Origin of the sequence: Micromonospora sp. L31 (genome assembly GCF_052068075.1) — a bacterium.
Taxonomy (GTDB): Bacteria; Actinomycetota; Actinomycetes; order Mycobacteriales; family Micromonosporaceae; genus Micromonospora; species Micromonospora purpureochromogenes.
Map to the genome: position 1 here is coordinate 283,628 of NZ_JBQHDC010000006.1, position 18,919 is coordinate 302,546.

An 18,919-nucleotide genomic window follows, 5' to 3' on the forward strand; every position below is an offset into this window, starting at 1 on the left:
GGGGGGCGGGTCAGGCCGGCTCGTCGGCCCGCGCGGCGTCGGTGGCCGCTCGCGGCGCCGGCAGGTCGACGGTACGGCGGGGGCCGGTGAACCACTTCCGGGCCGAGGCGTACCACCAGACGGCGACCAGCAGCAGCAACCCGCCCACGGCGAGCGGCGCGTAGTTCACCGCCGACCAGCTGAAGTCGGCGTTGCCGGGTACCCCGGCGGGGACGATCGGCAGCACGAAGTAGACCGAGATGACCGCGATCTCGATCACCGCGATCCAGCCGAGCAGCTTGTACTTCGGGCCGAGCGTCCACGGCCCGGGCTGGAACCGGTCCCCCATCCGCAGCCGCAGCGCGATCGGGATGACGAACGACAGGTAGAGCCCGAGCACCGCCACCGAGACCACGGCGTAGAAGGCGACCGGGATGCCGGACGGGCTCTCGTAGAGGGCTGGCAGGGTGAGCACCAGCCCGGCCAGGGTGGCGCCGATGATCGCGTTGACCGGGGTGCCGTTGCGGTCCACCTTCGACCAGAGCCGCCAGCCGGGCACCGCGCGGTCCCGGCTGAACGCGTACGTCATCCGGCTCATCGAGGTCACGCAGCTCATTCCGCAGAAGAACTGGCCGATGGTGGAGATGATGATGACGGCCTTGAAGAAGAACGGCGTCAGCGCGGTCTCGAAGATCGCCCCGGAGAAGCCGCCGGCCTCGTTGATCGCGTCGACGTCGGTGGCGGCGAAGAGGAAGGCCAGCAGCAGGATCCAGCCGCCGACCGCGGAATAGAAGATCGACCGCCAGAGTCCCTTGGCGGCGGCCTGGGACGCGCCCCGGGTTTCCTCGGAGACGTGCGCGCAGGCGTCGAAGCCGGTGATCGTGTACTGGGTGAGCAGGAAGCCCAGTGGGAGCACGTAGAACCAGAAGGTCAGCCCGCCGGTGTCGCCGTCGCCGAAGCCGGAGTTGTTGAACCGCTCGGTGAAGACGAACGTGAAGCTCTGGTGGTCGTCCGGCACCAGCAGCAGGATCGCCACCACGGCCGCCGCGCCGGCCACGTGCCACCAGACCGAGACGTTCTGGAGCACGTCGATGATCCGGTGCCCGAAGATGTTGATCAGCCCGTGCAGCACCAGGATGATCACGAACAGCAGGAACGCCTGGCGCAGCGTCCCCGCCCAACCGTCGAAGAGCGCCGACAGGGTCAGGTTGAGGAAGGTCGCGCAGCCGTAGTCCACCGAGGCGGTGACGGCGACCAGCCCGATCAGGTTGAGCCAGCCGGTGAACCAGCCGTGCACCGGGCGGCCCATCTTCGCCGCCCACCAGTAGATGCCGCCCGCCGTCGGGTACGCCGAGACCAGCTCGGCCATGCAGAAGCCGATGATCAGGATGAACAGCGAGATCAGCGGCCAGCCCCAGGAGATGGCGACCGGGCCGCCGTTGTTCCACGCCTGACCGAAGGTGGTGAAGCAGCCGGCCAGGATCGAGATGATCGAGAACGAGATGGCGAAGTTGGAGAAGCCGCTCCACTTGCGGCGCAACTCCTGCTGATAACCGAGTTCGGCGAGCCGTCGGGCGTCGTCGTCCATCGGTTGCTCGGCGGTCGGCGAGGGCGTCGTGGCCACTGCACACCTCCCTGAGGTGATCCCCGGTACGAGTGCGCCCGAGTCTCGTCCCGTGGATCACCGCGGTCAATCCTTCGCAAGTTTCGAACTCGCAAATTGCGTTGCCGACCGGGGTGGCCCGGCGGCATGCTTGAGCCCGTGACCAGGCCCGATCGCGACGGGCCTTCCCCGGGCGCTCGGCAACGCCCGGTCCGCGGCGGCGCGGGGCGCTCACCTCTCTCTCACTAGTACGGCGATCCGCCGTACCCGACGGGCGCCCCCCGCCGCCGCTCTCGCCGCCCGGTCAGGCGAACAGCAGGCCGGCGACCCAGAGCGCGGCGACGACCAGCCCGGCCAGGAACTCCACCAGCATCGACAGCCCGGCCGCCTTGAGGGCCTGCACGGTCGCCGGCCAGGCGAGCTGGTTGCTGCCCAGGCGCAGCCGCTCGGCGCCGAACACCCCGCCGACGAAGCCGAGCACCAGCCCCACCACCGGGATCACGAAGAACCCCACCAGCCCGAGCAGGCCGCCGGCGAGCAGCGACGAGGTGGGCACCCCGGTCCGCTTCAGGTTCCGCCCCGGCCAGGCGTACTTGACGACGGTCCCGCCGGCGGCGACCACGGTGGCCGCGGCGAGCACCACCCACCGGCCCGGGCCCGCGCCGCCGAAGAGCGCCCAGACCAGCACGCCGCCCCAGCACAGCGGCAGCGCCGGCAGCCCGGGCACCACCACGCCGGCCAGTCCGGCCAGGATCGCCAGCGCGGCCACCACCGACACGGCCGCCTGTGCATCGGTCAGGCCCACGCCGCCTCCGCCCGTCGCCCACGGCCCCCGGCGGGACCACCACCCGGGTACGCCCCGCCGCGCCCGACCCGAGCGTTCACGCCGCCGCCTCCCCGCCGCGCAACCGGGCGGTGATCTCCTCCGCCGGCATCGGCGGGCCGAACCAGCGCCCCTGACCGGTGTCGCACCGCAGCGCCCGCAGCCGTTCGGCCTGGGCGGCGGTCTCCACGGCCTCGGCGGTCACCGACAGCTCCAACGCGTGCGCGAGCCGGACCAGGGCGTCCACGATGCGCTCGTCCCGGTGCTCGCCGGGGGCGTCCGGGTCCTCGGCCCGGATCCCCTCGACGAACGGGCCGGCCAGCTTCAGGCAGTGGATCGGCAGCCGCCGCAGGTACGCGAGGTTGGAGTAGCCGGTGCCGAAGTCGTCGATGGCGAGCCGGACACCCAGCCCGGCGAGCCGGCGCAGCGAGCGCAGCGGCTCCCCGGCGGTGCCCATCACCGCGCTCTCGGTCAGCTCCAGCTGCAACAGCTCCGCCGGCAGGCCCGTCCGGCTCAGCGCGCCCGCCACGGTGTCGACGATGGCCGGGTCGTCGGCCTGCCGGGCGGCCAGGTTGACGCTGACCACCAGCGGCTGCGCGGGGAACTCTCGGTGCCAGGCCCGGGCGTCCCGGCAGGCCTGCCCGAGCACCCACTCGCCGAGCCGGACGATCAGGCCGGTCTCCTCGGCCAGCCCGATGAACCGGTCCGGCCCGACCAGGCCCAGCTCCGGGTGCCGCCAGCGCACCAGCGCCTCCACCGCCAGCATCTCGGAGTCCAGCAGCGAGACGATCGGCTGGTAGTGGACCACGAACTCGTCCCGGTCCAGGGCGGCCGGCAGCCCGGCGGCGAGCGCCGACCGGGCGATGTCGGCGGCGCTGCGCTCCGGGTCGTACACCGCCCAGCGGCCCCGGCCCTCCGCCTTCGCCCAGTACAGGGTGGTGTCGGCGGCCTTCATCAGCTCGGAGGCGCTGGTCTCCGCGGCCGGGCACTCCACCACGCCGACGCTGGCGGAGACCGCGAGCTGCTGGTCGCCGACCAGCACCGGGGCGGAGACGGCGGCCAGGGCCAGTTCGGCGACGCCGACGGCGTCGTCCAGCCCGTCGCCGCCGTCGACCAGGATGACGAACTCGTCGCCGCCCATCCGGGCGACCAGATGGCCCTGCCCGGCCACGCAGTCGGCCAGCCGCCGCGCGATGGTGATCAGCAGCCGGTCGCCGAGGTCGTGGCCGAGGCTGTCGTTGACCGCCTTGAAGCCGTCCAGGTCCAGGAAGCAGACGGCGATCCGCTGCTCCGGACCGGCCCGCTCGAAGCACCGTCCCAGGGTCTCGAAGAACAGCGTCCGGTTGGGCAGGCCGGTCAGCGGGTCGTGCAGGGCCTGGAACCGCAGCCGCTGCTGGAGTTCGTACCGCTCGGTGATGTCCTCGATCATCGCCACCGTGAACCGGGGGCGTCCGTCGTCGTGCCGGATCAGTGAGACCGCCAGGTCGGTCCAGACGACGGTGCCGTCCTTGCGGTGGTAGCGCTTCTCCACCCGGGCGTGGTCGTGCTTGCCCTCGATCAGCTCCTGGTACAGCTCCCACATGCCGGCGGCGTCGTCGGCGTGGAACAGCGACGCCACGTTGATCTGCCGCAGCTCGTCGACGGGGTAGCCGAGCATGTCGGCGAAGGACTGGTTCACCTCGATGATCTGCCCGTCGATGCCGGCGATGCCGATGCCGATCGCCGCGCCGGTGAAGACCGCGCGGAAGCGCGCCTCGCTGTCGCGCAGCGCCCGCTCCACCGCGTCCCGGGCCTGCCAGGCCGAGCGGGCGATGCGTTCCTGCTGGCTGAAGGTCCGGTTGCGCAGGGCGCGGGCGAACCCGGCCGCGAGCGCCCCCTGCAACGCCGCCACCCGGTCGGCGACGTCGGCGGGGTGGACCCGGTCCGGCAGCACCTGTGCCAGGAACCGGTGGCCGAGGGCGTGCACCGACCAGTCCAGCACCCGGGGCTCGGTGAGGTGCGCCTCCACCAGCGCCCGGCCCACGTCCTCCGCCGGGGTGGCGGAGAACTGCCGGGCCAGCACGGCCTGGCCCAGCCGTACGGTGTGGACGAGCAGCAGCCGCTCGGTCTCGTCCGCGCTCAGCGGCACGAAACCGAGTCGACGCACCGCCCGGGCCCAGTCGGCGGCGTACCGCTGGGCGCCGGGGCGGTGGAGATCGTCCCCGCCGGAATCCGGGACGGCGGCCATGTCGGACTCAGCCGGCGGCTCGGTCGTACCGGGCGACGCCGCCGAAGGCGCCGAACCGCTCGGGGTGCTCGTCCACGTCGGAGGGCGAGTCCGGCCGCCACAGCGGCATGTGCACCACGCCCGGCTCCAGGATCGTCCAGTCGCCGAAGAAGCCGGTGATCTCGGCCCGGGAGCGCAGCGTGATCTCGGTGGCGGTACGCGCCGACAGCCGCTGCGCGTCGAGCATCTCCTGGGGCTGGTCCTCGAAGGTCGAGTGGGAGATGACCAGGAAGCTGCCGGGCACCGCGGCGGCCCGCAGGGCGGCGAGGATGTCGGCCGGGCGGTCGGCGTCGGGGATGAAGTGCACCACCCCGGCGAGCAGGATGCCGACCGGGCGGCTGAAGTCGATCAGGCCGCTGGCCCGGGCCTCGTCCAGGATCAGCTTCGGCTCCCGCAGGTCGGCGTGGATCGCGGTGGCCCGGTCGTTGCCGGCGAGCAGTTCCCGGCTGTGCGCCACGGCCACCGGGTCGATGTCGACGTAGACGATCCGGGCCTGCGGGTTGGCGGCCTGCGCCACCTCGTGCACGTTGCCGACGGTGGGGATGCCCGAGCCGATGTCGAGGAACTGGTCGATGCCGGCGTCGAGCAGCACCCGGACGGCCCGGCGCAGGAACTCCCGCCCGGAGCGCATGGTGGCCGCCAGGTTCGGCGTCATGCTGGCGATCTGCTCGGCGAGCTGCCGGTCGATCTCGAAGTTGTGCGCGCCGCCGAGGAAGTAGTCGTAGACGCGGGCCGCGCTCGGCCGGCTCAGGTCTATCTCGGCGGGAGTTCCGTCCGGCATCTGCATCGGTTCGCCCCAGTTCGTCGCCGCGGTGCGGGAGGGCACCGGTGTCCGGACGCGCGCAGGCACGCGGAGGCGACACCGGCCGACCCGCGGAAGGTGTGGTGCTGACCACTCTAGGCGCGTACGCCCGAGCGCGGGAGATCCACATTTGGACGGTGATCACCTGTCCGCCCGACAGCGTCCCGGCGGCGGTGACGTGCCGGTGCCCCGGGGCCCGGGACACCGGCGGCCGCCCGACCTCGCGCCGCCGACCGGCGCGACGGGTCAGGCGGCGGACTCCAGCATCAGCGCGATGCCCTGCCCGACGCCGATGCACATGGTGGCCAGCGCCCGCCGGCCGCCCCGGCGGCGCAGCTCCAGCGCCGCGGTCAGCGCCAGCCGGGCGCCGCTGGCGCCGAGCGGGTGGCCGAGCGCGATGGCGCCGCCGTTCGGGTTGACGTGCTCGGCGTCCTCCGGCAGGCCCAGCTCGCGCAGCACCGCCACGCCCTGCGCGGCGAACGCCTCGTTCAGCTCGACCACGTCGACGTCGCCGAGGCCCAGGCCGAGCCGGTCGAGCAGCTTACGGGTGGCCGGCACCGGCCCGATGCCCATGATCCGGGGCGGTACGCCGGCCGCGGCGGCTCCGCCGATCCGGGCCAGCGGGGTCAGGCCGTACCGGGCGACCGCGGCCTCGGAGGCGACCAGCAGGGCCACCGCGCCGTCGTTGACCCCGGAGGAGTTGCCGGCGGTCACCGTGCCGCCCTCGCGGAACGGGGTGGGCAGCGCGGCGAGCTTCTCCAGCGACGTCTCCCGGGGGTGCTCGTCGACCTCGACCAGCTTCGTCTCGCGCCGCCCGGCCGGCACGGTCACCGGCACGATCTCCTCGGCGAACCGGCCGTCGGCCTGCGCCTTGGCGGCCCGCTGCTGGGAGCGCAGCGCGAACTCGTCCTGCGCGGCCCGGTCGACGCCGAACTCGGCGGCCACGTTCTCCGCCGTCTCGGGCATCGAGTCGATGCCCCAGCCGGCCTTCATCAGCGGGTTGACCAGCCGCCAGCCGATGGTGGTGTCGTACACCTCGGCGGTGCGGGCGAACGGCGTCGCCGCCTTCGGCATGACGAACGGCGCGCGGCTCATGCTCTCCACTCCGCCGGCGACCACCAGGTCGGCCTCGCCGGCCACGATGGACCGGGCGGCGGTGGCCAGCGCGTCCAGGCCGGAGCCGCAGAGCCGGTTGACCGTGCTGCCGGGGACCTCCTCGGGCAGCCCGCCGAGCAGCGCCGCCATCCGGGCGACGTTGCGGTTGTCCTCGCCGGCCTGGTTGGCGCAGCCGAGCACCACGTCGTCGGTGCGGGCCCAGTCCACCGACGGGTGGCGGGCGACCAGCTCGCGGATCACGTGGGCGGCGAGATCGTCGGGGCGTACCCCGGCGAGGGCGCCGGCGTACCGGCCGATCGGCGTGCGGACTCCGGCCACGAGGTATGCCACGGTCATCGGCGCTGTCCTTCGGGGGGTGGAAGGGGCTCGGCGGCGGCGCGTCGGCCCGGGTCGCGGGGACGCCCGAGGGCCAGGATATCCGCGGGCCGAGCCGATAGGTTGACGGCATGGCCCGGGCCCAGTTCAGCGCAGAGACCGCCGGCGGCGGCGCGTTCGTCCGCCAGCCCAACCGGTTCACCGGTCGGGTCACCCCGCACTCCACCTCGCCCCCCGGGGGCGGGCCGGACGAGCAGGACCGCTGGCCGCTGGAGCCGGGCCGCTACCGGCTGATCTGGTGCCGCGCCTGCCCGTGGGCGCACCGGGCGAGGATCGTGCGCGGCCTGCTCGGCCTGGATGAGGTCATCTCGCTGGGCACGGTCGACCCGATCCGCGACGAGCGGGGCTGGCGGTTCAACCTCGACCCGGACGGCTTCGACCCGGTGCTGGGCATCGGCTTCCTCTCCGACGCGTACCTGGCCACCGACCCGGACTACACCGGGCGGGTGACCGTGCCGGCACTGATCGACACGCTCACCGGGCGGGTGGTCACCAACGACTACCCCCAGCTCACGCTGGACTTCTCCACCGAGTGGCGGCGGTTTCACGCTCCGGGCGCGCCGGACCTCTACCCGGTCGAGCTGCGCCCGGAGATGGACGCGTTGATGGCGGAGATCCACCGGGACGTCAACAACGGCGTCTACCGGTGCGGCTTCGCCACCTCCCAGGAGGCGTACGACGAGGCGTACACCGCGCTCTTCGCCCGGCTGGACGCGCTGTCGGAGCGGCTGGCCGGGCGCCGCTACCTGATGGGCGAGCAGATCACCGAGGCGGACGTCCGGCTGTTCACCACCCTGGTCCGCTTCGACGTGGCGTACCACGGGCACTTCAAGTGCAACCGGCAGAAGCTGACCGAGATGCCGGTGCTCTGGGCGTACGCGCGGGACCTGTTCCAGACGCCGGGCTTCGGGGAGACGGTCGACTTCGACCAGATCAAGCGGCACTACTACGCCACCCACGAGATGATCAACCCGACCCGCATCGTGCCGCTCGGCCCGGACCTGCACGGCTGGACCACGCCGCACGGGCGTGGCTGAGCCGGACCGGGCCGTCGGCCCCGCCCGGGCCGCCGCCGCGTCGGCCGCCGCCGGCTGTGTGCTGGCCGGCACCATCGCGGTGATCGTCGCCGTGGTCGCCGGTCCCGGTCCGGGCCTGACCGGGTACGTCAGTGAGGCCGGCGTCGCCGACAGCGCGTACGCCCCGACGTACCGGATCGGGGTCTTCGCCCTGGCCGCGGCGCTGCTGCTGCTCGCCGCCGCGCTGCCGGCGGCGCTGCGCCTCGCCGCGGCGCTGCTCGGCGCGGGCAGCGGGTTCACCCTGCTCTCCGCGGTGGTGACGTGCAGCACCGGCTGTCCGCTGCCGCCGTTCGAGGCGGCGACGGTGGCGGACCTGGTGCACGGCGGGTCGAGCATCGCGGCGGTCGCGGCGGTGGTCTTCGCGATGCTCGCGCTGGCCTGGTCCCCGGCGACGACGCCCGCGTTGCGCCGGATCTCGGCCCTGGGCGCGGCGCTGGCGCTGCCGCTGTCCGGCGTGATCGCGCTGGCCATGCTGGTCGCCGGTCGGGGCGGGTTGGTGGGCGGCCTGGAGCGGGTGCTGCTGGCGGTGACCTTCGGCTGGGGCCTGGCGGCGGCGACGGCGCTGGGCCTGCGCCGGGACCCGACCGTGACGAAGCGGTCAACGGACGGCAGACCCGCCCTGTAAGGAGCCTCACGCCCTTCGGTCCTTCCCGTTGCGCGGTGGCCGGGAGTAGCGTCGCCAGGCGATGACCAATGTCTGGCACCTCACCGTGCGCCTGTACGTCGATCTCCGACTGCAGGCCAGCGGCGTCTGTCCGGCGCGGCCCGCTCTCTGACGCCGCCCGCACCGACCTCCGACAGACCTTGGACGCATCCTCATGGCTTCCGCCCTGCGCAAGATTCCCTTTTCCGCACAGATCCTGCTCGGCCTCGTCCTCGGCGTGGCGCTGGGCTTCCTCGCCCGCGCCAATGACCTGAGCTGGCTGGCCAGCACCCTCGACACCGTCGGCGGCCTCTTCGTCCAGCTGCTCAAGCTGGCCGTCCCGCCGCTGGTCTTCACCGCCATCGTGGTCAGCGTGGTCAGCCTGCGCGGGGTGGCCAACGCCGCCCGGCTGGCGCTGAAGACGCTGCTCTGGTTCGGCGCCACCGCGCTGATCGCGGTCGGCGTCGGCATCGGCCTCGGCCTGCTCACCGACCCGGGTCGCGGTGTCTCGCTGGACACCGGCGCGGCGAGCGCCCCGAAGAAGACCGGCTCCTGGACCGACTTCCTCACCGGCATCGTGCCGACCAACCCGGTCGGCGCGTTCGTCGAGGGCAACGTGCTCCAGATCGTGTTCCTCGCCCTGGTCGTCGGTGCCGCCGCGCTGCTGGTCGGCGAGGCCGCCGAACCGTTCGTGGCGCTCAACCGCTCGCTGCTGGAGATCGTGCAGAAGGCGCTCTGGTGGGTGATCCGGCTCGCCCCGATCGGCACCCTCGGCCTGATCGGCAACGCCGTCGCCTCGTACGGCTGGGACCTGATCGCCCCGCTCGCGAAGTTCACCACCGCCGTCTACGTCGGCTGCGCGATCGTGCTGTTCGTGGTCTACCCGCTGCTGCTGGTGGCGGCCGGCCGGCTCAACCCGCTGCGCTTCTTCGCCGGCGCGTGGCCCGCCATCGAGCTGGCCTTCGTCTCCCGCTCCTCGGTGGGCACCATGCCGGTGACCCAGCGTTCCGTCGAGCGCCTCGGCGTCCCCCGCGAGTACGCCTCGTTCGCGGTGCCGTTCGGCGCCACCACGAAGATGGACGGCTGCGCGGCGATCTACCCGGCCCTGGCGGCGATCTTCGTCGCGCAGGTCTTCGGGGTGGACCTGGGCGTCACCGACTACCTGCTGATCGCCTTCGTCTCGGTGGTCGGCTCGGCGGCCACCGCCGGCCTGACCGGCGCGATCGTGATGCTCACCCTGACCCTGAGCACGCTGGGTCTGCCGCTGGCCGGCGCCGGCCTGCTGCTGGCCATCGACCCGATCCTGGACATGATCCGCACCGCCACCAACGTGGCCGGGCAGGCGCTGGTGCCGACCATCGTCGCCGCGCGGGAGGGCACCCTGGACCGGGCCGCGTACGACTCCGCCGGCCGGCGTGAGCTGGTCGACGCCGACGAGCAGCGGCCGACCCGCTCCGACGAGCTGGCGCCGGTCCCCGCCTGAGTCGCCCTTCGGGTGCGTTTCCGGTCGCTCGGGTGACCGGAAACGCACCCGAACCACGTGGACGGCCGCCGCATCCAGCGGACATCCGGCTCCGCACGCGCCACCGGTCGCGCCGGGCCCTCCCCGGCGGGTCCTGCCCATCGCCTCTCCCGGAGGATCACCGACATGAGTGCCCTGTTCACCCCGCTGACCCTGCGCGCGGTCACCCTGCCCAACCGGGTCGCCCTCGCCCCGATGTGCCAGTACAGCGCCGGCCCGGACGGCCTGCCCACCGACTGGCACCGGATCCACCTCGGCTCCCGGGCCGTGGGCGGCGCCGGCCTGATCCTCACCGAGGCCACCGCCGTCGTGCCCGAGGGGCGGATCAGCCCGCAGGACACCGGCCTCTGGTCCGACGCGCACGTCGACGCCTGGCGCCCGGTCACCGGGTTCGTCGCCGCCCAGGGCGCGGTGCCGGCGGTGCAGCTCGCGCACGCCGGGTTCAAGGCGTCGACGTACCGGCCGTGGGCCGAGCGGCGCGGCGGCGTGCCGGACGCCGAGGGCGGCTGGACCCCGGTCGGCCCCGGCGCCGAGCCGTTCCTGCCCGACTATCGCGAGCCGACCGCGCTCGACGAGGCCGGGATCGCCCGCGTGGTGTCCGCCTTCGCCACCGCCGCCGGCCGGGCGGTGGAGGCCGGCTTCGGCGCGGTGGAGATCCACGCCGCGCACGGCTACCTGCTGCACGAGTTCCTGTCCCCGCTGACCAACCACCGCACCGACGGCTACGGCGGCGACCGGACGGCCCGGATGCGGCTCACCCTGGAGGTGGCTCGCGCGGTGCGCGCCGCCGTCGGCGAGCGGGTGCCGGTGCTCACCCGGATCTCGGCCACCGACTGGGTCGAGGGCGGCTGGACCGTCGAGGACAGCGTCGTGCTCGCCGGTGAACTCGCCGCCGCCGGGGTCGACCTGGTCGACGCCTCCTCCGGCGGCGCGGCGGCCCGGGCGAGCATCCCGGTCGGGCCCGGCTACCAGGTGCCCCTCGCCGCGCGGATCCGCCGCGACGCCGGGGTGCTCACCGGCGCGGTCGGCCTGATCGTCGAGCCGGAGCAGGCCGAGCAGATCGTCGCCGGCGGCGAGGCTGACCTGGTGCTGCTCGGCCGGGAACTGCTCCGGGACCCGTACTGGCCCCGCCGCGCCGCCGCCAAGCTCGGCGCCCACCCCGGCTGGCCCGACCAGTACGCCCGCGCCTTCTGACCGTGCCCGGTCGGCCGGCCCGACCCTGATCCACTCCGGTTGCGGCGTGTCGCGGTGTCCCCGTCCAGGGACACCGCGACACGCCGCAAACCGTGGAGCATCCGGCCGGGGTCAGCCGGCCAGGTGACCCCAGTCGTCCTCCAGGTCGCGCCAGGGGCCCTGCGCGGCGACCGCCCCGTCGCGCAGCACCACCACGTGGTCGGCCCGCACCAGCGCCGCGCGTTTCGACGTCGAGCCGACCACGGTCACGCCGTGCTCGCGCAGCGCCGCCCAGAGCGCCAGCTCGGTGGTGACGTCCAGCGCCGACGAGACGTCGTCGGCCACCAGCAGCTCGGTACGCGGCGCCAGCGCCCGGGCCAGCGCCAGCCGCTGCAACTGGCCGCCGGAGAGCCGGGTCCCCTTGTGCCCGATGAGCAGCCCGAGCCCACCACCGGCGGCGGCCAGGTCGTGGTCGAGCTGCGCGGTCGACACCGCCCCGGCCGCGTCCACCTCGTGGCCGAGCGCGATGTTGTCGGCGACCGTGCCGGAGAGCACCCGGGGCAGCTGCCCGACGTACCCCACCTGCTGCGGACGCAGGAACAGCTCCGGCTCGGTCACCGGTTCGCCGTTCCAGCGCAGCGTGCCGATGTGGTGCACGATCCCGGCCAGCGCGCGCAGCAGCGAGGACTTGCCGGAGCCGACCGGCCCGACGACCAGCACCAGCTGGCCCCGGTCGACGGTCAGGTCGACGTCCCGCACGGCCAGGGTGCCGTCTGAGTGCAGGGCCCCGAAGCCGGCCAGTTCCAGCCGGCGCAGCGGACGCCGGGCCGGCGGCACGGGCGCCGGCGCGGTGCCGGCGGCCAGGTCGACCCCGGGGACCGGCGCCGAGTACGTCCCGACCCCGCACATCGCCGCCGTCCGCCGGGTCCAGACCCGCGCCGACGGGTAGTGCGAGACCAGTGACGCGGTGGTCCAGGCGAACCAGCGGGCCGCCCCGAGCGTGGAGACCGCCACCAGGGTCGCCCCGGCGGAGAGCCCACCGGCCAGGTAGAGCGCCCACGCGCCGATCGGCAGCAGGCCGCTGACCAGCGACGGCGTGGACCGTGCCCATACCTGCGCGGAGATCTCCCGGCGCTGCCGGTCGCTGCGCACGGTGTCCAGGGCGGCCAGGTGGGTCAGCACCGGCCGGGTGGCGCCGGCCAGCTTCACCGTGCGGGCCGCGGAGAGCGCGGAGACCAGCGCGGTGGCGAAGGCCGCCCGCGCCGCCACCGTGCCCCGGGCGGACCGCTCCAGCCGGGGCCCGAACAGCGTCGCCGCCAGCCCGGAGACCACCATCGTCCCGGCGAAGAAGAGCGCCGGTACGAAGCTGCCGGTCACCGCCGTCATGGTGGCCACGATCGCCAGGGCGATGAACTGGTCCATCAGGTTGTCGGCGAGCTGCACCACCCGCTCGGTGTCACCGCTCTGGGCGACCACCTCCGCCGGGGTGTGCCCGCTGACCCGGCGAGCCCCGGTCTGCCCGTGCACCAGGCGCAGGCTGATCCGCAGCATCTGGCGTACCCACCACTGCGGGAACCACAGGTTGGTGTAGAACGGCAGCGGCAGGACGACCAGCAGCGCGGCGGCGATGCCGAGCGCGGGCAGCCACGGGCTGCCGCCGTCGACCACGTCCGCCCAGAGCCAGGGCAGCACCGCGCCGTCCAGGCCGAGCAGCGTCATCACCACGAACATGGCGACCGACACCAGGCCGTACCTCGGGTCGTTGGTGCCCAGCCGGAGGATCTCCCGCATGGTGCGCGCGGGCGGCGGCGCGGGCAGCGGCGGCGGGTCGGTCTTCGGCACCGCCACGGTGGCCGGCCGCTCGACCGGCGCCGGTGCCGACGCCGACGGCTCCACCTCCCACGGGTCGCGCGGCCCGGGCAGCAGGTCCACCCCGCCCCGGCCGGCGCCGGCCGGGGCGTACGCGGCGGCGTGGCTGCTGGCCAGCAGCTCGGCGAAGCGTTCCGACTCGCGCAGCGGGCCCGCCTCCAGCACCGCGCCGTCGGCCATCACCACCACCTCGTCGCAGCGGCGCACCGAGGAAAGGCGGTGCGCGATGACGATGCCGATCCGGTCGGTGAGCAGCCGCTCGGTGGCCTGGCGCACCCGGGTCTCGGTGACCGGGTCCAACCGGGCGGTGGCCTCGTCGAGGATCACCACGTGCGGGTCGCGGACCAGGATCCGGGCGAACGCCACCAGCTGTTCCTGACCGGCGGAGAGGACGTGCCCGCCCTCGCCCAGCCGGGTCCGGACGCCGTCGGGCAGCTCGGCGATCCAGCCGGCCAGCCCCAGCTCCTCCAGCGCCCGGGTGGCGTCGTCGAGCAGGTCGGGGTCGAAGAGCGCGACGTTCTCGGCCAGCGTCCCGGCCAGGATCTCGGTGCGCTGCGGGACCACGGCCACCCACCGGCGCAACTGCTCGACGTCCAGGTCCACCAGGTCGGCGTCGCCGAGGAAGACCGTGCCGCGCGGCACGTCGACCGCGCGGGTGAGCACCTTGGCCAGCGTCGACTTGCCCGACCCGGTCCGCCCGACCAGGGCGTACGACCGGCCGCGGGCGAAGGTGAGCCGGATGTCGCGCAGCGCCGGCCCCCGCTCCCCGTCGGCGGTGTCCGGGTACTGGAAGGTGAGCCCGCGGACGCTGAGGTCGCCCTCGGCCGGGGCCGCGCCGCCCGCCGGCTCCTGCCGGGCGTCGGAGAGCAGCTGCACCCGGGCCCACGCGCCGAGCGCGTACTGCAGGTGGGGCACCCAGCGGGCGAGGTGCTCGACGGTGGCCCCGAAGGCGATGGCGAGCAGCCAGATCGCGGTCAGCCGGGCGCCGTCGATCCGGCCGGTGGCCAGCGCCCACGCCCCGCCGAGCACCACGGCGGCGATGCCGGCGCGGATCGCGCCGGCGGCGATCGTGGTGACCCGGGCGGACATCAGGAACACCCGCCGGCACCGGGCCAGCACCTCGGCGGCGCGCCCGGCGTAGAGGCGCAGCACGTACGGCCGGGCCAGGCTGGTCCGCACGTCGTCCTGGCCGTGCACCGCCTCCTCCATCACGGCGGCGAGGTCCGACCAGGCCTCCTCCTCGGCCATCCGGGCCGGGGCGATGCGCGCGGTGGGGCGACGCAGCACGACGCCGAGCAGGGCGGTGAGCAGGAGCATGCCGACACCGGCAGGCCACCAGACGAACAGGGCGCTGACCGTGGCCAGCAGGCAGACCGCCAGCCCCTGGACGAGCCGTACGCCGGTGTTCCGCAGCTCGGAGGCGACCTGGTAGACGTCGTTGTCGATCCGGTCCAGCAGCTCGCCGACCGGAGTGGTCTCCAGAGTGGTCAGGTCCTGCCCGAGCGCCACCCGGCAGAGCCGGCGGCGGACGTCGGCGGACCAGTCGGCGGTGAGCCCGGCCATCAGCAGGCCGATGACGAGATCGCTCAGGACGGCGGCGACCAGCGCCAGCACCAGCAGCGCGAAGAAGGCGGCGGACCGGTGCACCAGGACCGGACCGGCCAGGGCCGAGGCGGCGGCCTGCCCGGCGGCGCCGAGCACGATCAGGACGACCACGACCGTCATCCGGCGTGGCGCGGTGGCCCAGAGATCACGGAGCAGGCGCATGGGAGGGTCCCTCCGGACTCGGGGTGGTGGCGGTACGTCCCAGCCTGGTCCTCCGGCCGCGACGATTCAACGCATTTACCGCGCCCCCACCCGCGCCCCGACCTGCGCGGCGGCCCCCGGAGGTCAGGTCTGGGCGACCCGCCGGACGATGCCGAACAGCGCCTCCTGCACGTCCTCGATCGGCCGGTCCGGCTGGAAGACCAGCCAGTCCACGGCCACCACCAGACCGACGCCGAACAGCGCCGACGAGGCGGTCCGCACGTCCAGGTCTGCGGGGAGGTCACCGCTGGCCACCCCGGCGCGGACGGTGTCGGCGATCACCTCGATCGCCTCCCCGCGCAGCAGGCGCAGGGTCTGCTGCCACTCGCGGTTGGTCCGCCACATCTCCGAGAGCAGCAGCTGGGCGAAGGCCCGGTAGCGCCGGATGTACTCCAGCTCGGCGCGGACCAGGGCGGCGAGCGCCTCGCGCGGCGGCAGGCCGGCCACGGCGGCCCGGAAGTCGGCGGTGAGCAGGCCGATGCCGTGCCGCAGCAGCTCCTCGAAGAGGACCGTCTTGGACTCGAAGTTGTAGTAGACGGTGCCCTTGGCCACCCCGGCGCGGGCCGCGATGTCGTCCACGGTGGTGGCGGAGAAGCCCTGCTCGGCGATGAGTTCCACCGCCGCCACGAAGAGGCGCTGCCGGGTGTCCTCCCGCCGCCGCGACCGTCCGTCCGTCACTCGCCCTCCCCGTCCGCCCGACCGGCCCGTGGCGGACCGGTGCGAGCCGGGGAGGGGCTCTCGTACCCCCGTCCGGCCCATCAGCATCCTCACATGGTCAGTTCGGGGTGCAGCTTCGCCGGGGTCAGTCGCCGGGACCGGCGCGCCGCGCCGACGGTGAGCACCAATGCCGCCGCGCCGAAGGCGACGATGACCAGCGCGGCGGTGACCACGGTCGCCGACGACCCGCCGTTGATGCTGTGCCGCAGCCCCTGCACCACGTACGTCATCGGCAGCCACGGGTGGACGGCCTGGAAGAAGTCGGGCGAGGTCTGCACCGGGTAGGTGCCGCCGGAGGAGGTGAGCTGGAGCATCAGCAGGGCCAGCGAGGCGAGCCGCCCGGCCGGGCCGAGCTGCGCGCCGAGCCACTGCATGATCGCGGTGAAGGCCAGCGAGGTCAGCGCGAGCAGCCCGAACGCCGCCGCCGGGTACTCCGGGTCGAGGCCGAGCACCAGGGTGACCACGGTGAAGAGCACCCCGGCCTGGGCCAGTCCGATCGCCACGGCGGGCAGCCAGCCGGCGAGGGCGACCCGCCAGGCGGGCGCGTCGGACATCACGTGCCGCCGGTTCACCGGCCGCAGCAGCATGTACGTGATCATCGCGCCGACCCAGAGCGCCAGCCCGAGGAAGTACGGGGCGAACCCGACGCCGTACGAGCCGGCGGGGTGCTCGGACGTGCGGTCCAGCGAGACCGGGTCGCCGAGGATGCCGGCCCGGTCGGCCGCGTCGTCGTACCCGGGGATCTTCTTCTCCCCCGCGGTGAGCCCGTCGGCGAGCTGGCCGGCGCCGCCCTCCAGCTTGGTCAGGCCGGCGGCGAGCCGGTCGCCGCCCCCGCTGAGCCGGGCGAGCCCGCCGTCGAGGTCCCGGGCCCCGGTGGAGAGCCGGAACAGTCCGCCCCGCAGCTGGTCGGCGCCGGTGGCGGCGGTGCCGAGCCCGTCCCGCAGCTCGGCGTTGCCCTTCGCGATCCGGTCGATGGCGTCCGCGAGCCGGTGCACCTTGGTCTTGGCGCCGGCCACGTCGTCGGCGAGGTGCGGCGCGGCGGCGGCCACCTCGCGGGCGGCGGCGGCGACCTCCCGCATCTTCTTCTGCAGCGCGGCCAGGTCGGTCCGGTCGATGGTGGCGGCCAGTTCCTCGGCCTCGGCGACGGCCTTGTCGGCGGCGGCGCGGGCGGCGGTGACGGTCGGGTCGTCGGCGAGTTCGGGATGCGCCGCGACGAGCGCGTCGAGGCGGTCGGCGACCTTGCGCGCCTGGGTCAGCACGACGTCGGCCTGCCCGGGCAGCGTGTCGAGCCCGTCGGCCAGCGCGTCGGCGCCCTCGGCGATGACGGTGGCGGCCCTGCCGATCTCGTCGGCGTTCTCGTGCAGGAACGGCTCGGCCCGGTCGGCGAGGGCGTCGACCTTGTCGGCGGCGGCCCGGGTGGCGGTGGCCGCCTGGGCGCTGCCGTCGGCGAGCTGGGTCGCACCGGTGCGGAGTTCGTCGAGGCCGGAGGAGAGCTGGTCGGCGCCCTGGGCGCTGCGGCCCAGCCCGGCGGCGAGCTGCCCGGCGCCCGCTTCCGAGCGGCCCAGCCCGTCGGCGAGCTGCCCGGCGCCGTCCTGGGAGGTGCCGAGCCCGTCGGCGAGCTGGCCGGCGCCGTCGGCGGCCTTGCCGGTCTCGGCCTTCAGGTCGGTGAAGCCGACCAGCATCTTGTCGAAGTAGCCGCTGGCGGTGCTCTCCGCGGCGGCGGCCCGGATCTCGCTGAACGCGGAGCGGGCGAGCAGGCCGGAGAGGTAGTTGGTGGCGTCGTCGTTGACCACCCGCAGCTCGCCGCGGCGGGCCGGCTGGTCGGGCTCGGGGCTGGCGACGAGGGTGGCGGAGAAGTCCGTCGGGATGGAGAAGACCAGGTGGTAGCGGCCGCTGCGCAGGCCGGCCGTGGCGTCGTCGGCGTCGGTCACGTGCCAGCCGAAGACCTTGCGGTCGAGCAGCTCGTCGGTGAGGTCCTGGCCGGCGTGCACCACCCTGCCGTCGCCGGCGGTGGCGGGCCGGTCGGCGTTGACCAGCGCCACCGGGATCCGGTCCATGCGCCCGTACGGGTCCCAGAAGGCGTAGAGGTAGAGGGCGCCGTAGAGCAGGGGGATCACGGTCAGCACGGCGAGCGCGGCGCGCGGCAGCCGGCCCCGGGTCATCCGGCGCAGCTCGAAGCGGGCGAGGCGGAAGACGCTCATCGGTTCACCTCGGGGTCGACGAAGTCGGGGGTGGCGGGCTCGCCGGCGCCCTCCGGGTCGACGGTCGCGTCCGGGTCGGCGGTCGCGTCCGGGTCGGCGGTCGCGTCCGGGTCGGTGGCGTTCGTCGGGACGGCGGCGTCCGTCGGGACGGCCTGGGCGGGGACGGCGACGGTGCCCGGGGCGGTGGTGGCCGGGAGGCTCAGGTCGGGCCGGACCGGCAGCGACGGGTCGCCGAGCCGGTGCACGACGGCCCGGGCGCCGGGCTCGACCGCGCGGGCGCTGGCGACCACCGCGTAGCCCTGGTCGGCGAGGCGGGCCAGGGCATCGAAGAGCCAGGCCCGTTCGGGGGCGTCGGAGCCGGCGTCCACGTCGTCGGCGACGATCAGGCTGGGGCCGCTCAGGGTGGCCAGGACCAGGCCGAGGACCTGCCGCTGCTGCGGGGTGAGGTCGCGGCCGCGCACGTCCGGATCGAGGGGTACGTCGGTGAAGCCCGCCCCGGCGATCGCGGCGGCGAAGGCGTCCCGTCGGTACGCCCGGCGGGCCCGGACGGCGGCCACCGGCACCAGTTGGCGCCGGCGGCGCGGGACGGGCCCGAGCAGCAGCAGCCGCTCCTGGATGTGCTCGGCGACGGTGAGCGCGGGGTCGGGCTCGTGCACCCCGGCGACCTGGCCGAGCGCGGCCGGCCCCCGGGTGCGCAGGGTGCCCTCGTTGTGCGGGAAGCGGCCGGCCAGGGCGAGCAGCAGCGAGGTGCGCCCGCTGCCGGGCGGCCCGGTGACGACGTGCAGCTCACCCGCCTCGGCGGTCAGGTCGACGTCCCGGTACACCCAGCCTCGCCGGGTGCGCAGCCCCAGCCCGTGCGCCTCGACGATCCTCATCCGACATCCCGACATGCTTGAACTGACTGGTCAGTATAAAAACATGCCCAGCATAGCGCCGTACGTCCGGTTC

General features: G+C 74.6%; 13 protein-coding genes. 4 read left to right on the top strand and 9 right to left on the bottom strand.

Annotated elements, in window-relative coordinates:
* Window positions 1–10 precede the first annotated feature (10 nt).
* The 5 genes from ACTMS9_RS18765 to pcaF all read right to left on the bottom strand — a co-directional run bounded on the left by ACTMS9_RS18765 (window position 11) and on the right by pcaF (window position 6,925).
* Entirely contained in the window at window positions 11–1,603 is a 1,593-nt protein-coding gene (locus ACTMS9_RS18765; RefSeq protein ID WP_441144428.1) for an amino acid permease, read from the bottom strand.
* 283 nt (window positions 1,604–1,886) lie between these two features.
* Complete coding sequence (locus tag ACTMS9_RS18770; protein WP_441144432.1) at window positions 1,887–2,387, bottom strand: DUF456 domain-containing protein; 501 nt, start codon at window positions 2,385–2,387, stop codon at window positions 1,887–1,889.
* A 76-nt stretch (window positions 2,388–2,463) separates the two neighbouring features.
* Entirely contained in the window at window positions 2,464–4,632 is a 2,169-nt protein-coding gene (locus ACTMS9_RS18775; RefSeq protein WP_441144434.1) for a putative bifunctional diguanylate cyclase/phosphodiesterase, read from the bottom strand.
* A gap of 7 nt (window positions 4,633–4,639) precedes the next feature.
* The gene (locus ACTMS9_RS18780; protein WP_441144437.1) at window positions 4,640–5,458 is read right to left on the bottom strand and encodes an SAM-dependent methyltransferase; all 819 of its coding nucleotides are present in this window, start codon (window positions 5,456–5,458) and stop codon (window positions 4,640–4,642) included.
* A 261-nt stretch (window positions 5,459–5,719) separates the two neighbouring features.
* On the bottom strand, window positions 5,720–6,925 hold the full coding sequence (gene pcaF / locus ACTMS9_RS18785; RefSeq protein ID WP_154943525.1) for a 3-oxoadipyl-CoA thiolase: 1,206 nt from the start codon (window positions 6,923–6,925) through the stop codon (window positions 5,720–5,722).
* 110 nt (window positions 6,926–7,035) lie between these two features.
* Here pcaF and ACTMS9_RS18790 point away from each other — a divergent pair, with 110 nt between their 5' ends.
* From ACTMS9_RS18790 to ACTMS9_RS18805, 4 genes are all read left to right on the top strand, one after another.
* Window positions 7,036–8,001: a glutathione S-transferase family protein gene (locus ACTMS9_RS18790; protein ID WP_441144440.1), complete on the top strand. Its 966-nt coding sequence runs from the start codon at window positions 7,036–7,038 to the stop codon at window positions 7,999–8,001.
* Window positions 7,994–8,665, top strand: a complete 672-nt coding sequence (locus tag ACTMS9_RS18795) for a DUF998 domain-containing protein (protein WP_441144441.1) — start codon at window positions 7,994–7,996, stop codon at window positions 8,663–8,665. Before ACTMS9_RS18790 ends, ACTMS9_RS18795 begins: the two co-directional genes overlap by 8 nt.
* A 205-nt stretch (window positions 8,666–8,870) precedes the next feature.
* Window positions 8,871–10,166: a dicarboxylate/amino acid:cation symporter gene (locus ACTMS9_RS18800; RefSeq protein WP_441144994.1), complete on the top strand. Its 1,296-nt coding sequence runs from the start codon at window positions 8,871–8,873 to the stop codon at window positions 10,164–10,166.
* A 165-nt stretch (window positions 10,167–10,331) separates the two neighbouring features.
* Complete coding sequence (locus ACTMS9_RS18805) at window positions 10,332–11,399, top strand: NADH:flavin oxidoreductase/NADH oxidase (RefSeq protein ID WP_441144443.1); 1,068 nt, start codon at window positions 10,332–10,334, stop codon at window positions 11,397–11,399.
* A gap of 111 nt (window positions 11,400–11,510) precedes the next feature.
* Here ACTMS9_RS18805 and ACTMS9_RS18810 read toward each other — a convergent pair whose 3' ends face one another.
* The 4 genes from ACTMS9_RS18810 to ACTMS9_RS18825 all read right to left on the bottom strand — a co-directional run bounded on the left by ACTMS9_RS18810 (window position 11,511) and on the right by ACTMS9_RS18825 (window position 18,846).
* Window positions 11,511–15,014: an ATP-binding cassette domain-containing protein gene (locus ACTMS9_RS18810; protein ID WP_441144445.1), complete on the bottom strand. Its 3,504-nt coding sequence runs from the start codon at window positions 15,012–15,014 to the stop codon at window positions 11,511–11,513.
* 123 nt (window positions 15,015–15,137) lie between these two features.
* Window positions 15,138–15,731, bottom strand: coding sequence for a TetR/AcrR family transcriptional regulator (locus tag ACTMS9_RS18815; protein ID WP_441144447.1), 594 nt, complete (start codon window positions 15,729–15,731; stop codon window positions 15,138–15,140).
* Window positions 15,732–15,820: 89 nt separating this feature from the next.
* Window positions 15,821–17,971 (bottom strand): YhgE/Pip family protein, encoded by a 2,151-nt coding sequence (locus tag ACTMS9_RS18820; RefSeq protein WP_441165584.1) that lies wholly within the window; start codon window positions 17,969–17,971, stop codon window positions 15,821–15,823.
* Window positions 17,968–18,846, bottom strand: a complete 879-nt coding sequence (locus ACTMS9_RS18825; protein WP_441165585.1) for an ATP-binding cassette domain-containing protein — start codon at window positions 18,844–18,846, stop codon at window positions 17,968–17,970. Before ACTMS9_RS18825 ends, ACTMS9_RS18820 begins: the two co-directional genes overlap by 4 nt.
* Window positions 18,847–18,919 lie beyond the last annotated feature (73 nt).

Coding starts and splice junctions, on each gene's coding strand:
- ACTMS9_RS18790 (WP_441144440.1), top strand. CDS start 7,036: ATGGCCCGGGCCCAGTTCAGCGCAGAGACCGCCGGCGGCGGCGCGTTC.
- ACTMS9_RS18780 (WP_441144437.1), bottom strand. CDS start 5,458: ATGCAGATGCCGGACGGAACTCCCGCCGAGATAGACCTGAGCCGGCCG.
- ACTMS9_RS18775 (WP_441144434.1), bottom strand. CDS start 4,632: ATGGCCGCCGTCCCGGATTCCGGCGGGGACGATCTCCACCGCCCCGGC.
- ACTMS9_RS18805 (WP_441144443.1), top strand. CDS start 10,332: ATGAGTGCCCTGTTCACCCCGCTGACCCTGCGCGCGGTCACCCTGCCC.
- ACTMS9_RS18825 (WP_441165585.1), bottom strand. CDS start 18,846: ATGAGGATCGTCGAGGCGCACGGGCTGGGGCTGCGCACCCGGCGAGGC.
- pcaF (WP_154943525.1), bottom strand. CDS start 6,925: ATGACCGTGGCATACCTCGTGGCCGGAGTCCGCACGCCGATCGGCCGG.
- ACTMS9_RS18820 (WP_441165584.1), bottom strand. CDS start 17,971: ATGAGCGTCTTCCGCCTCGCCCGCTTCGAGCTGCGCCGGATGACCCGG.
- ACTMS9_RS18810 (WP_441144445.1), bottom strand. CDS start 15,014: ATGCGCCTGCTCCGTGATCTCTGGGCCACCGCGCCACGCCGGATGACG.